The 14,155-nt window shown below is 58.8% G+C and carries 8 protein-coding genes and 1 pseudogene; 4 read left to right on the top strand and 5 right to left on the bottom strand.

Annotation, left to right across the window (positions count from 1 at the left end; translation table 11 throughout):
- Positions 1–99 precede the first annotated feature (99 nt).
- From uvrA to CLV84_RS09450, 3 genes are all read left to right on the top strand, one after another.
- Positions 100–2,928: an excinuclease ABC subunit UvrA gene (gene uvrA / locus CLV84_RS09460; protein WP_104419556.1), complete on the top strand. Its 2,829-nt coding sequence runs from the start codon at positions 100–102 to the stop codon at positions 2,926–2,928.
- A 506-nt stretch (positions 2,929–3,434) separates the two neighbouring features.
- Complete coding sequence (dgoD, locus tag CLV84_RS09455; RefSeq protein ID WP_104419555.1) at positions 3,435–4,592, top strand: galactonate dehydratase; 1,158 nt, start codon at positions 3,435–3,437, stop codon at positions 4,590–4,592.
- Positions 4,586–5,887: an MFS transporter gene (locus CLV84_RS09450; protein WP_104419554.1), complete on the top strand. Its 1,302-nt coding sequence runs from the start codon at positions 4,586–4,588 to the stop codon at positions 5,885–5,887. Before dgoD ends, CLV84_RS09450 begins: the two co-directional genes overlap by 7 nt.
- A gap of 53 nt (positions 5,888–5,940) precedes the next feature.
- On the opposite strand, the gene CLV84_RS09445 is transcribed toward CLV84_RS09450, so the two are convergent.
- From CLV84_RS09445 to CLV84_RS22305, 4 genes and pseudogenes are all read right to left on the bottom strand, one after another.
- Positions 5,941–6,588 (bottom strand): bifunctional 4-hydroxy-2-oxoglutarate aldolase/2-dehydro-3-deoxy-phosphogluconate aldolase, encoded by a 648-nt coding sequence (locus CLV84_RS09445; RefSeq protein ID WP_104419553.1) that lies wholly within the window; start codon positions 6,586–6,588, stop codon positions 5,941–5,943.
- A complete protein-coding gene (locus CLV84_RS09440; RefSeq protein ID WP_104419552.1) occupies positions 6,578–7,525 on the bottom strand; it encodes a 2-dehydro-3-deoxygalactonokinase in 948 nt (315 codons plus the stop codon). The genes CLV84_RS09445 and CLV84_RS09440 overlap by 11 nt, the downstream gene beginning before the upstream one ends.
- Before the next feature lie 58 nt (positions 7,526–7,583).
- Positions 7,584–10,154, bottom strand: coding sequence for a polynucleotide kinase-phosphatase (locus CLV84_RS09435; RefSeq protein ID WP_104419551.1), 2,571 nt, complete (start codon positions 10,152–10,154; stop codon positions 7,584–7,586).
- Positions 10,144–11,529, bottom strand: a pseudogene (locus tag CLV84_RS22305) (3' terminal RNA ribose 2'-O-methyltransferase Hen1). The gene CLV84_RS09435 and the pseudogene CLV84_RS22305 overlap by 11 nt, the downstream one beginning before the upstream one ends.
- 228 nt (positions 11,530–11,757) lie before the next feature.
- Here CLV84_RS22305 and CLV84_RS09425 point away from each other — a divergent pair.
- On the top strand, positions 11,758–12,411 hold the full coding sequence (locus tag CLV84_RS09425; protein WP_104419550.1) for a DUF2461 domain-containing protein: 654 nt from the start codon (positions 11,758–11,760) through the stop codon (positions 12,409–12,411).
- 65 nt (positions 12,412–12,476) lie between these two features.
- Here CLV84_RS09425 and CLV84_RS09420 read toward each other — a convergent pair whose 3' ends face one another.
- Entirely contained in the window at positions 12,477–13,922 is a 1,446-nt protein-coding gene (locus tag CLV84_RS09420; protein WP_104419549.1) for an amidohydrolase, read from the bottom strand.
- Between the last annotated feature and the right edge of the window lie 233 nt (positions 13,923–14,155).

The raw sequence follows: 14,155 nt of genomic DNA, 5'->3' as shown, positions 1-14,155 counted from the left end.
GCGCTCCGGCGCCCTCATACAACGCGAGCGCAGCAAGCATCCTCCCAAATCAAGCCTCGCAAATCAAAACCGCCACCGGGCCCTACCCGTTTCCAACCTATGTCCCAGAACCGCCCCGAGCAAACCGCCGCCGACCTTCGTACCGCCATTTTTATCAAGGGCGCCAACGCCAACAACCTTAAGAATATAGACATCACCATCCCCAAGAACCAGTTGGTGGTGGTAACCGGGGTTAGTGGCAGCGGCAAGTCCAGTCTGACCATGGATACCCTCTTCGCCGAGGGGCAGCGCCGCTACGTGGAGAGCCTGAGCAGCTACGCCCGTCAGTTCCTGATGCGGATGAAAAAGCCGGAGGTGGACTACATCCGCGGCATCTGCCCGGCCATCGCCATCGAGCAGAAGACCACCACCTCCAACGCCCGCTCCACGGTAGGCACGCTGACGGAGATCTATGATTACCTGCGCCTGCTTTACGCCCGCGTCGGACGCACCTACAGCCCCGTCAGCGGCCAGGAAGTGAAGCGGCACGCGGTCACCGACGTCGTCGATTACATCCTCGCCCAGGAGGAAGGCAGCCGGCTCTACCTCTATGCCCCCATCCCCCGCACCTACGGCGACCGGACCCTCCGCCGCGAGCTCGAGTTGTTGCAGCAAAAAGGATACACCCGGGTGCTGGCCGATGACGAACCCCAACGCATCGACGAGGTGCTGGAAAGCGAGCGAAAAAGCCTTGATAAAGTGCTCGACACCCTCACCACCGAAGAGGAAATGATGGTGCTGATCGATCGCTTCGTGGTAAAGGAGGGGGACGAGGAGAACAACAAGCGCATTGCCGACTCCGTGCAAACCGCTTTCGTGGAAGGCGACGGGGAGGTGATCGTAAGTATGGGCGGCGGAGCGCAGGAGTGGAAGGCCTTTAACAACCGCTTCGAACTCGACGGGATGACCTTCCTCGAACCCTCCCCCGCGCTGTTTAACTTCAACAACCCCTTCGGCGCCTGCCCTACCTGCGAGGGCTTCAGCCGCACGATGGGCATCGACGAAGACAAGGTGATCCCCAATCCCGGCCTGTCGGTCTACGATGGCGCCGTGGCCCCCTGGAGCGGCAGCACCTACGGGCAGTGGCAGAAGGATTTCTTGCGCGTGGCGAATCGCTTCGAATTTCCGGTCCACACCCCCTACGGCGACCTGACCGACGAGGAAAAGCAAATCCTGTGGGAGGGTAACCGCCACGTCGACGGCATCCACGCCTTCTTCGACGAGCTGCAAAAGAAGCTGTACAAGATCCAGAACCGCGTAATGCTGGCCCGCTACCGGGGCCGGACGCTCTGCCACAACTGCAAGGGCAAGCGCCTCCGTAAGGAAGCGACCTACGTGAAGATCGACGGTAAGGCGATTACCGAGCTCGTGGACTTGCCCATCGACCTGCTGCAAAAGCACTTCCAGGAACTGAAGCTGAACGAGCACGACGCCACCATCGCCCGCCGCCTCCTCCTGGAGATTAACAACCGCCTGCAGAGCATGATGGACCTGGGGCTTGCCTACCTGACCGTCAACCGGCTCAGCAATACCCTGTCCGGCGGCGAAAGCCAACGCATTAACCTGACGCGCACCCTGGGCAGCAACCTGACGGCCAGCCTCTACATTCTAGACGAACCGAGCGTGGGGCTGCACCCCCGCGACACGGAGCGGCTCGTGAAGGTGCTGCGCCGCCTCCGCGACCTGGGCAATACGGTACTGGTTGTGGAGCACGAGGAGGGCATCATCGCCGCCGCGGACTACCTCATCGACATCGGTCCGAAGGCGGGCGTCCACGGCGGCGAGGTCATCTTCGCCGGGCCCTACCAAAACATATACGACGAAGCCACCGAAAGCCTTACCACCAAATACATGAACGGCACGCTGGCCATCGAGCCCCCCGAGCAGCCCCGCCGTCTCACCAACTGGATCCAGATCGAGGGCGCCCGGATGCACAACCTGAAGAAGGTCGACGTCCGTATTCCGCTCAATGCCATATCGGTGGTCTCCGGTGTTTCCGGTAGCGGCAAGACCAGCCTGGTAAAGGGGATCCTCTACCCCGCCCTCTTACGGGAGCTCGGGGAGGGCAGCTCCCAGGCCCCGGGTGCCTTCAGCAAGCTCAGCGGTGACCTCAAGGTGCTCACAGGTGTCGAGATGGTGAACCAAGCCCCCATCGGAAAGAGTAGTCGCTCTAACCCCGTGACCTACGTCGGCGCCTACGATGCCATCCGCAACCTGATGGTCGACCAGCAGCTATCCAAGATCCGCGGCTACAAGCCCAGTTTCTTCAGTTTCAACGTCGACGGCGGCCGCTGCCCCACCTGCAAGGGGGAGGGCGAACAGGTAGTCGAGATGCAGTTTCTGGCCGACGTCCGTCTGGAGTGCGAGGAATGCCACGGTGCCCGCTTCAAGCGTGAGATCCTCGACGTCCAGTACAACGGGAAGAACATCGCCGAGATCCTCGACCTAAGCATTAACGAAGCCATCGAATTCTTCGCCGAGGAGGACACCATCATGCGCAAGTTGCAGCCGCTGCAGGACGTGGGGCTAGGCTACGTGACCCTGGGCCAATCCAGCTCGACGCTTTCCGGCGGAGAAGCCCAGCGGGTAAAGCTGGCCAGCTTCCTGACCAAGGACAAAGCCGGCGACCACCTCCTCTTCATCTTTGACGAGCCGACTACCGGGCTGCATTTCGACGACGTCCGCGTGCTCCTTACCGCCTTCAACGCCCTGGTCGAAAACGGCCATACCGTCCTGATCGTCGAGCACAACATCGACGTGATCAAGTCAGCCGACTACGTCATCGACCTCGGCCCGGGCGGCGGCCGGGACGGGGGGCACCTGGTGTTTCAGGGCCGGCCGGTGGAACTGAAGGAGGTGGAGGGGAGCTATACGGGGCAGTATTTGTAGATCTGCGATTTTTGATCGGGTATAGTTGGTGTGGTTGCGTTGCCACTCGCTTCGCTCGTGGGGGTGTTTACCAGAGGTTGCTGGCTTGCCACTCGCTTCGCTCGTGGGGTATTTAACACAGAGGTGCCACGGAGATTTTACACAGAGTTGCCACAGAGGTTGTTGGCTGCCACTCGCTTCGCTTGTGGGGTATTTAACACAGAGTTACCGCAGAGATTTGGCACAGAGTTGCCACAGCGGCTGTCCATCACCGGTAATCACGTCGGGCGACCGGCATTCCCTCTGTGGCACCTCTGTGCATGCACTCCGTGGCAACTCCGTGTTTAATCCATCCGCATAGCGGCCCCTGTCTCCGCGAAACTCAGCGCCCCGTCAGCGGTGAACCCTTGGCGCGCTCCTTCTAACTCTGTGATTCCTCTGTGACGCCCTCCGAGTCCTCCGCGGTGAACCCTTACCCGCGCAGCGGCCCAAAACCCGTACTTTACCCGTCTACCAGCCAAAGGATCATGCCGGACCTCACCATCACCAAAGTAGAAACCTTCAAAGTAGCCCCCCGCTGGCTCTTCCTGAAATTGACCACCGCCGAAGGCATCGTGGGCTGGGGCGAACCGGTGGTAGAAGGCCGGGCCGCCACCGTGGAAGCCTGCATCCGCGAGATCGAGGAACACCTCATCGGCCACTCCGCGCATAAGATCGAGGACTTCTGGCAGATGATCTACCGGGGCGGTTTCTACCGGGGTGGGCCGGTGCTCATGAGCGCACTTTCCGGCATCGACCAGGCGCTGTGGGACATCAAGGGGAAAGCCCTGGGCGTACCTGTCTATCAACTGCTCGGCGGGGCCGTACGCGATAAAATGCGCATTTACGGCTGGATCGGGGGTGCCACTCCCGACGAACTGGCTAGGGCGGCGAAGAAGCGGGTGGACGACGGCTTCACCGCCGTCAAGATGACCATCTGCGACCACATGGAATGGATCGACAGCCCCGCGAAGGTGGCGCAGATCGGCGATAAAATGGCCGCCATGCGGGAAGCCGTAGGGGACGAGGTCCTCATCGGTGTCGACCTGCACGGCCGGGTACACAAGGGGCAAGCCAGGGCGATCGCCCGCATCCTGGAACCCTATAATCCCTTCTTCCTGGAGGAGCTGGTGCTGGCCGAGAACAACGACGCCCTTAAGGCCCTCCACGATTTCACCTCCATCCCCATGGCTACCGGCGAGCGGATGTACTCCCGCTGGGATTTCAAACGCATTCTCGAACAGGATGCGGTCGACATCATTCAGCCCGACCTCAGTCACGCCGGCGGCATTACCGAGGTGAAAAAGATCGCCACGCTGGCCGAAGCCTACGACGTGGCCCTCGCCCCCCACTGCCCGCTCGGCCCGATCAGCTTCGCCGCGGCCCTGCAGATCGACTTCAATTGCATCAACGCCCTGATCCAGGAAAGCAGCCTGGGCATCCACTACAACGTGGGTGCCGACCTCACCGACTACCTGATTGATCCCGACGGCTTCCAACTCCGCGACGGCCACGTTCCCCTGCTCACCAAACCCGGCCTGGGCATTGAAATCGACGAAGAGAAAGTCCGTGAAGCCGCCGCCGCCGGCCACAACTGGAAGAACCCCATCTGGCGTAACCCCGACGGATCGGTTACGGAATGGTAAGCGCGACGCCCATAACCAAAAAGCGGTACCATATCCTCGCCCTCATCTTCGTGACCGTGGTGATCAACTACATGGACCGAAGTAACATCTCCGTTGCCGCCGCCGCCATCAGCGAGGACCTCAACCTCACCAAGGTTCAGCTCGGCCTCATCTTCTCCGCCTTCGGACTTACCTACTCGCTGCTGCAGATCCCGGGCGGTATTCTCGCCGACCACGTACGCCCCCGCTTGCTGTATCCCATCATCCTGGTGCTGTGGTCGCTGGCCACGCTTTTACAGGGGCTGGTCAGTTCGTTGGCCGCCCTCATCGGCTTGCGGGCCTCCATCGGCGTATTCGAGGCACCCTCCTACCCGATGAACAACCGCATCGTCACCGGCTGGTTTCCGGAGCAGGAGCGGGCATCGGCCATAGCGGTCTACACCTCCGGGCAGTTTATCGGGCTGGCCTTCCTTACTCCCTTGTTGGTCACGGTACAGGCCTACTTCGGCTGGCGCGGACTCTTCATCTTTTCGGGTATAGTGGGCCTGGTTTGGGCGATTGTCTGGTGGTTCCTTTACCGCGACCCTCACGACCACGAAACCGTCAGCCAGTCGGAACTCGAGCTCATTGCCGCGGGTGGCGGCCTGATCACCAACACGCCGGGCGATGCGGATACGGGCCGTATTGATTTCTCCCTGTCCGATCTTCGGGAGGCGTTCGTCCACCGCAAGCTTTGGGGGATTTACCTCGGCCAGTTTTGCCTGGTTTCCCTGTTCACCTTCTTCCTGACGTGGTTTCCTACCTATTTGGTGGAATTTCGCGGACTCGACTTCATCCAGTCGGGCTTCCTGGCCTCGATACCCTTTTTGGCGGCCTTCGTGGGCGTACTGTTGTCCGGATTCGTATCCGATCTACTGGTGCGGCGCGGCGTAAGCAAGGAAGCATCCCGGAAGGGCCCCATCATCCTCGGGATGCTACTTTCCATTCTCATCATCGGGGCTAACTATACCGACAGCACCGCCCTCATCATCTTCTTCCTGGCCATTGCCTTTTTCGGCAACGGGTTGGCGTCCATTACCTGGGTCTTCGTTTCCCTGCTCGCTCCAAAGCGGCTGATCGGTTTGGTCGGCGGGGTATTCAATTTCGTCGGGGGCCTGGGCGCGGTCGTTTCCCCTACCGTGATTGGTTTTCTGGCGGAGGGGGGCAGCTTTGAGTCCGCGCTGTTTTTCGTGGGCTCGGTCGCCTTCGGCGGGCTGTGCAGCTACGTATTCCTGGTGGGTAAGATCGAGCGGGTGCGGGAGACTGCCCGAACCTAGGTTTTTGCGCCGGAGCGCGGGAAGTCGAGTTTCACCGACCGGTCGAAAGTGACCTATTCCAAAACATCGGTGAATGCATTTTTGACCTTCCTGAAGTGGGCACTCAATCCGTCGTAATCCTTTTCCGCCAGCAATGCCCGGTCGAGCAATCCACTCGCCATACCGACACCGAGCACGCCCGCCTCAAAGTAGCTTCGGATATTTCCCTTATCGACCCCCCCGGTCGGTAAAAGCTTTATTTCACTCAGGGGTCCGTGGATATCCCGCACAAATTCCGGCCCCAGCTCTCTGGCAGGGAAGACCTTCACGGCCGTAGCACCGAGCGACCAAGCCCGGTAAATTTCGGTCGGCGTATAGGCACCGGGAAATACGGGCAAGCCTTCTGCTACGGCACTAACAATGACCTCCTCCTCTACGATCGGCATGACGATGAATTGGGCACCCGCCGCTACCGCTTCCTCGTAATCTTCCAGGGTGCAAACGGTTCCCGCTCCCACGTTCATCAGCGGGTAGTCGCGTCGGAGCATTGACAGGATATCAACAGCCTCCTCCGTATTCATGGTCACCTCCAAAGTATGAAACCCCGTATCCATTCCGACCTCAGCGATTTCCCGGCACACCTCCGGGCTGTAGCCACGGAGAATGGCGATAACCGGCACTTGGCGAAAAGTATCCCAGGAAAAGGCGGTATCAGGAGGCATGCTGTAACAGGAGTTTGGTTTGGCCGAAAAGTAAGGCATGCCGGAGTATCTCGGCGTCGAAACTTACCAGGCGGTTATCCAATCCCAGTATTTTGAAAGCCCGGGAGTAGGCCGTCGATAAGGTACCGGCGGCTGCGAGGTACACGCTTCCGGCCGTTACGGTCAGCTGCCGGAGTTCTTCGCCAATCAGCAACCCGCTCAGAAAATGGTAGTTATCCTTTTTCGGGTAGTCATTTAAAACCGTCTGAACCCTTACGGAAAACAAATTTCCCGTTGGTCTACCGTTCATGGCCTGAAGCACCCCTTCGTCGAATGCTTCCCGTTCGCTTTGCCCAAGTGGTCCGGCCTCCACCGAAGCGGAAAGCAGGCTCTTTCGGGAAAGCAACTCGAACAGCTCACCGGTCATATAGGTCCGAAAATCGGTGAACACTCCTCCGGTGTACCGTAAGTGCTTGGAATGCGTTCCCGGCAGTACGAGCGTACCGGCATTCTCCATGCGGTCGATCAGGCCGACCGCCTGCACCTCCTCCCCCCGCATGATATCGTTACTCCCCTTTACTCCGGATACCAACAAGAGTCGGTGCGTCGCTCCCAGGTCAAGCCATTCGCATACCAGGTTCTCGCCCCGGGCACCTATGGGCAATTCCGCGTAGGGTAGTTCCCGGATACCCATGTTGGAGGAGGCCATCCCGCTAGCTACTACCGGAGCGTGGCGGTATGGCTTGGGTAGGGTAACTAGCTGGGCCAGGAGGTAATTTGCGAAATAGTCCCGCTGACTGTTCGTTCCGCTTCGTTGAAAAGCTTCGAATACCTCCCGAATACCCCGACCGCTACCGACCTCGGCCACCACGTGCTGCGATCCACTCTCCACTACCCGCAAGCGGAAGTTGGTGGTGCCCCAGTCACAGCTGATAAAGTATGCGGGGGAAGCTGCCATAGGAAGGAGTGAGCCCTACAAGGTAGCGCTCGTCCCCCTAAATCCCGGCGCGACCTGGCTAAAGCCGCGGATCCACCGCCTCGCTCTCCAATGCCAGTACGCCGAAGACGGACTCGTGAATGCGGCGTAACGGTTCCCGGCGGATGCATCTTTCCAGCGCTTCGACGCCCAGAGCGAATTCTCGGAGCGCCAGCGAACGCTTCTTTCCGAGTCCCCGCTTCTTTAATCGGCTGAGGTGTTCGGGCAGGTCGTATTCCGGGCCGTAGATGATCCGCAGGTACTCCCGACCGCGACACTTTACTGCCGGCTGCAGCAATCCCCCTTTGCCGTAGGCAACGTAATCGTACGGTTTGACCACCATACCCTCGCCGCCCGCCGCGGTCAGTTCTAGCCACCAGTCGGTAGCTGCTTTGACCTGTTCAGCATCGGCCGTTTCAATGATTCGGCAGGGTGTCGTCTGAAAGAGCTTCGCGTCGCCGGCAGCCATTCCTCGAATCGTTTCCATGTGCCACTCGTGCGACTTATCCACGTGCACCGCTCCTTCGGTGGCCAGCACGTGAAAGGGGGCCAACTTGTAATCGTCAACTGAATTTATTTCCCAGCAGTAGTTGCGGTACGCCGCGGTATAGCGATTAATTGCTGCTTCTTTATAGGCGAATTTATCCAGGACAGCCCCCACATCCTCTACACCCCGCGCCTGGGTAGCCCGCAGCGCTTCGGTGACCGCCGGGAGCGCATTACCGGCCGCCGCGCCCACTGCCGCGTACTGCTCCCGGATAAGGGACTGTGCTTTCGCCGACCACGGCATGAGCTCTGTGTCCAGGCAGACCCAGTCCGTATCTAGTTTTCCCCAAAAGCCGGACTTCGTTAGTGCCTGTACTACGCTTGCCAAGAACTGCTTCTCCAGGGCGGCATCGGTGAAGAAATTGCGGCCGGTACGGGTGTATACCACGCCCAAGCCTTCGTTGGTAACACCAAAGCGCTTGGCCGCCACCGCTTCATCCCGACAGACGACGACCACCGCCCGGGAGCCCATGTGCTTTTCCTCACAGACGATCTTCTCCACCCCCCGATTCCGGTAGTAAGCGATGGCTTCGTTCGGGTGCTCGAGGTAATTGGGCAAATCGCTGGTTTCGCAGGGCGACATCGTCGGTGGCAAGTAGATGAGCCATTTAGGATTAACGGCAAAGCGGCTCATTACTTCGAGTGCGGCAATGGAGTTCTCCTCCCGGATGGTCAAGTTGTTACGTAACCGGGTCTGCACGATTCGTTTACCGGTGACGTCGCCGATATCGAGCAGGTCGTCGTACTCCTGTTGGGCGGACAATACGGTCTCCGGCGCCTTCAATGGTCGTACCGGCTCGCAGTATACCTTCTTTGCCGGTACACTCACGAGTTCATCCTCGGGATAGCGCAGTGCGGTGAGCTTCCCGCCGAAGACGCAACCGGTATCGATGTCGATCGTCCGGTTCAGCCACTCCGCATCGGGCACGGGGGTATGTCCGTATACCACTTTCGCCTTGCCCCGGTACTCCGCGGCCCAGTTGTGGCGTACGGGTAGTCCGAACTCGTCGATTTCGCCGGTGGTCTCCCCGTAAGTACAGAATGCTCGTACTGCCCCCGAGCCTCGCCCCTGCATCTCCTCGCGCAGACCGGCGTGGGCAACCACGAGCTGTCCGTCATCGAAGACGTAATGACTGATCAGGCCGTAGAGGAAGTCGCGGACGTCATCCCGAAAGCGTGAAGACTCCCCTTCTAACTGCTCGAGGGTTTCCGCCAGGCCGTGGTTGACGGTCACTTTTTTGCCGCTCAGCTTTCGCTGCAGTTTCAAATCGTGGTTGCCGGGAACGCACCAGGCTACCCCATCCTTGACCATACTCATGACCAGGCGAAGTACTTCGGGTGAGTTGGGTCCCCGATCTACTAGGTCACCCAGAAAGATCGCTTGCCGCCTCTGTGGGTGAGTAACCTCCCAACCGAAGTATTCCTTTCGCTCGGGCGCCGGGCGAAGCTCGTACCCCAGTTTTTCGAGTAGTTCCACCGTTTCGTCGTAGCAGCCATGAATATCTCCGATGATATCGAATGGGCCGTGAACGGTCTTCTTGTCATTGTATAGTTTATCCCGCCTGATGCCGCTCACCGCAGCTATCTCCTCGGGCGTATCAAAGACGTACACCTTACGGAAACCTTCTCGCTTCAATCCCCGTAGCGAGCGCTTTAATTGAATCGTCTGGTGACGCAGCACGTGGCGACCGAAGTTCCGGTCCGGACGTTGCCGGTTACGTTCCGTGCAGACTTCCTCCGGTAGGTTTAGTACGATGGCGGCGGGCAGGACGTGGTATTCCTTTGCGATCTTGACGAACGCTTTCCGGGATTCCGGTTGGACGTTGGTGGCATCCACTACCGTAAGCAATCCTTGCTTGAGCCTTTTGCGAACGATGAAGTTGAGCAGATCGAAGGCATCGGGCGTAGCGGACTGCGCATTCTCGTCGTTGGACACGATACCCCGGCAGGTATCCGACGAGACCACCTCGTACTTGCCGAAGTGTGTACGGGCAAACGTGCTCTTCCCGGACCCCGATGGGCCGACCAGCAAAATCAACGAGCGTTCGGGTACACTAATCTCCATAGGTGAAAATCGCCATTTGTGAGGGAGCGCCGTAGGTTTCGTCTACGGGTCCGATCGGTTCGATCCTAGATTGATACTGAAATTCGGAGTTGATTTTTTCGGTCCACCTTCGGAACTCGTCACGGCTCCACTCGAAGCGGTGATCAGTGTGTCGCATCGTTCCGGCTTCCATTCGGTCGAAGAGGGCATTGTAATCGGCGTTCGGGGTGGTGACTACCACGGTGGCCGGCCGAGCACAGCCGAAGACCACGCGTTCGAAAGCCTGCAGCCGGTTCTCGTCCAGGTGCTCGATCACCTCTACTACCGCGGCGGCGTCGAACCCATTCATGCGTTGATCCCGGTAGGTTAGTGCCCCCTGCCAGAGTTTGAGGCGCTCCCGCTGTTTGGGCGGTAAGTCCTCGTAGTTCAGACGGTTCATCGCTTTGGTGAGCTCCCCGTAGGAAACATCCATGCCTTCGATGCGGTGGAACTGGCGCGCCTTCAGGAGTAGGCGCAGGAGTTTTCCTTCTCCGCAGCCGAGGTCCAGGACACTTTCGGCACCACTCTGCCGCAGCGCGGATACCACGGCCTGCAATCGTTGGTCGTGAAGACTTCGGCTGGTGGGCTTCCGATCCGTTTCCTCTTTTAGGGAGCCCTCCTCCCCATCCCACTCGGACAGTACCTGCTTAGTCAGCGACCGGAAGCCCAACAGGTAGCGCTAGGTAATTTCTTCGCGTGCCGGGTGCTGTTCTAGCCACCCTCCCCCCTTAGCCAATAATTTAGCTACTTCGTTTTCGCTGACGTAGTAGTGCTTATCACGGTCCAGCGCGGGGATTAGTACGTACAGATGTGCCAGCAGCGACTGCAATGTCACCTCCCCAGATATCTTCACGGTGTAGTACGAACTCATTCCCCAATCCGGGTAGGTAGAATCCAGTAGGTGAGGCGTAATATCGAGTTGGTAGCCCAGCGGCTCAAACCAATTACGTAGCAGGACCTCCCCACCACCCGGCGCACTTATAACCGAAAGAGTAGCCCTGAGCGGGATGGCTCGATCGACCAGGTCGGGCCGATTGTTACAGGTTCCGTTCAGTGCGGAAGAGAACGCTTTTGCCAGCGCGACGGAAAGAAAAGAGGAGCCCACATAGGGTCGATCGTTCACGTACTGCGCCAGACTGAATCCATGTTTGCCATCGTGCCGGGTATTCCGGACCATATCGATCGGGTCCATATCGAGCAGCAAGGCCACCGTAGTCCGCTCCGGACTGCTTTCTGGGTAAAATACATGCGCCTTTCCGATAGATAGATTGACCGTTTGAAATCGGTCCGGGTGCTTATGCAGCAGAAACCCAAGATCGGTGGCCGGGTAGTGGGTAGTGGTTATCGTAAGCAACATATGGGCGGCGTAGCGCGGGATTTGGACTATTAGGCGAGACAAATCGTTCTCAAAGCGAGAACCACGTATATCCAGGATAACGGCCGCCGCGTGCTCATAAGTTGCACCACCTGCGTTTTATACCTATTCAACCCCCATAGCAGTACCAAAACATAACCTAGGAAGCCCCATTATACAAGTAACCAGAACAGAAAACCGACAACTATAACCGACAACCAAAATCCCCCCATGTCCAAGCGCAAGATTTTCGATTTCCTACGCGACCTGTCCGACAATAATTCCAAGCAATGGATGGACGCCCACCGCGATCGCTACGAGGAAGCGAAAGCAATCTGGATCGGAGAATGTAATCGGATACTGGAAAAGCTGGCTTCCCAAGATGACTTCTACCGGGACATTGAACCGAAGGATACCATCGAGCGGATCAACAACAACCTGCTTTATCACCCGGAGCGGCCGACCTACAAGAACAACTTCGGCTTCGCCCCGGGAGAGCAGAAGGGTTCGGGACTGTACGTATACGTATCGCCGCCCTATTCCTTCATTGCCGGGGGCGTGCACAATCCGGATAATGGGATGCTGAAAAAGATCCGGGCCCGTATCGATGAAGATGGCGACAAACTACAGGGTATCCTGGCCGATAAAAGCTTTCAAGACTACTTCGACGGCGGTCTCGAAGAAGATCCGAAAATGTTGAAGACCAGCCCCAAGGGCTACTCCGGTGATCACGAATACATCGACCTGCTGCGTCGGAAGAATTTCACCATATCCCGCCGGATCACCCAGGAGGACGTGATCGGTGATGATTTTCCAAAAGTGGTAGCCGAAGCGTACTCAGAAATGCGACCGCTGCTCCTATACATGCGGGAGGCGCTGGCTTGAAAGCGATGCGGCCGTGACCGCCAGCGTGGTGGACACCCTACCTGCGCTCCGGCGCAAGTACCTCCTTACTTCCCAATCGGGGCCGGTCCTTCCGGTACCATGGGTACGTGCTCATAATCTCCCAGATCCTCCTCGAATTCCGTTCGGATGCGCTGGCGCAGGTCCGCGTCTTCGTAGAGATCGACCATCGTGCGAGCCAGGGCCTCGGCGGCAAACGCCATGCCCTTGTGGCCAATGCTCATGCCGCCACAGGCGACTACGGCCCAGCTGTGCCAGGGGGTACCGTTCGGTGCGGTCGTAGCCCGCAGCCTGATCACGGGCACGACGTAGCTGACATCGCCCACGTCCGTAGAGCCGCCACTGGCAACCTCCTGCGTTTCCTCCAACGGTTCGATCTTGCTGACCAGGCCGATCTCCGGTTTCTTCACGGCCTGCTGAATGCCCCGGGCAAATTCCTGCTCCGCTTCGGTGTACTCGATCGGCCCCATAGCTTCCAGGTTCCGTTGGAGCACCTCGGCTCCGGTACGGTTGACCATTACCTCATGAATACCGGAAACCAGGTTGATTTCGTACTCCACGTTCGCCATCAGCGCGGCTCCCTCGGCAATGCGTTTGATTTGGTCGTAGACCGGCTGAACCCCTTCGAAGTTGGCATCGCGGACACGCGTCCAGATGCGGGCGTAATCCGGTACCACGTTGACGACTTCGCCGGCTACCTCGATATCGTAGTGGATGCGGACGCTGGGTTTGACATGCTCCCGGTAGTAATTGATGCCCGTGGTGTATAGCTCCAGTCCGTCGGAGGCATCGCGACCGTTCCAGGGGTCACCGGCGGCGTGGGCAGCCTGACCGTGGAACTCGACGATGAAGTCTACCAGGGCCAGTCCGGTCTGAACGCCGGTTTTCGTCTCGTCGGAGGGGTGCCAGTCCATGACGATGTCCACATCCTCGAAGGCGCCGGCCCGGATCATCCACAACTTTCCGAAGTACCGCTCTTCGGCGGGGGTACCGTAGAACCGGATCGTCCCCTGCAATTCCCCCGCTTCAATCAATTGCTTGATGGCCGTGGCGGCACCGAGGCTGGCCGTTCCGAAGAGGTTATGCCCGCAACCGTGCCCGGCTGCACCCTCGTGGAGGGGTTGCTTGTGTGGCACCGTGGCCTGACTCAGTCCCGGCAGGGCATCAAATTCCCCCAGAATGCCGATTATGGGTTTACCGCTGCCGTACTCCGCGGTGAAGGCGGTCGGTATGCCGCCGATGTTTTCCTCAATCGTGAAGCCATTCGCCCGGGCGTATTCCATTAGTGCTTCCGCCGACTGGCTTTCCTGGAAGGCTACTTCCTCGTAGGACCAGATCTTATCGCTCAGTTCGGTCAGATTGGGGAACTGTTCTTCGATGCTTGCTTGTACGGCTACTTTTAGGTCACCTTGGGCAATTAGTGTAGCAGGTAGGCCTGGGATGACGAATTCGAAGAGCAGGCAACTGATAAGGAGTAGGTAGCGGTGGGCCATATGCGATATTTTGTGATACAATGTACGCATTGGGAAGGGGTAGCGCAACCGGAGGTTGCTTCGTCCTGTCGCGGTCGGAGACCGCATTGTACTAGCGCGGCCGGAAGTCGCATCCTACTCGTCAGATCGTCCCGGCCTACCCCAAACGGAGAAAGCCCCACCGCTGCTGTAGCGATGAGGCTTTCATAAAATTGGCGGCGACCTACTCTCCCGGGGTAAACCCAAGTACCATC

The organism is Neolewinella xylanilytica, from assembly GCF_002934605.1.
GTDB classification, from domain to species: Bacteria; Bacteroidota; Bacteroidia; order Chitinophagales; family Saprospiraceae; genus Neolewinella; species Neolewinella xylanilytica.
The sequence above is the reverse complement of the archived record's forward strand: the minus strand, read 5'-3'. Positions and strand labels throughout refer to the sequence as shown.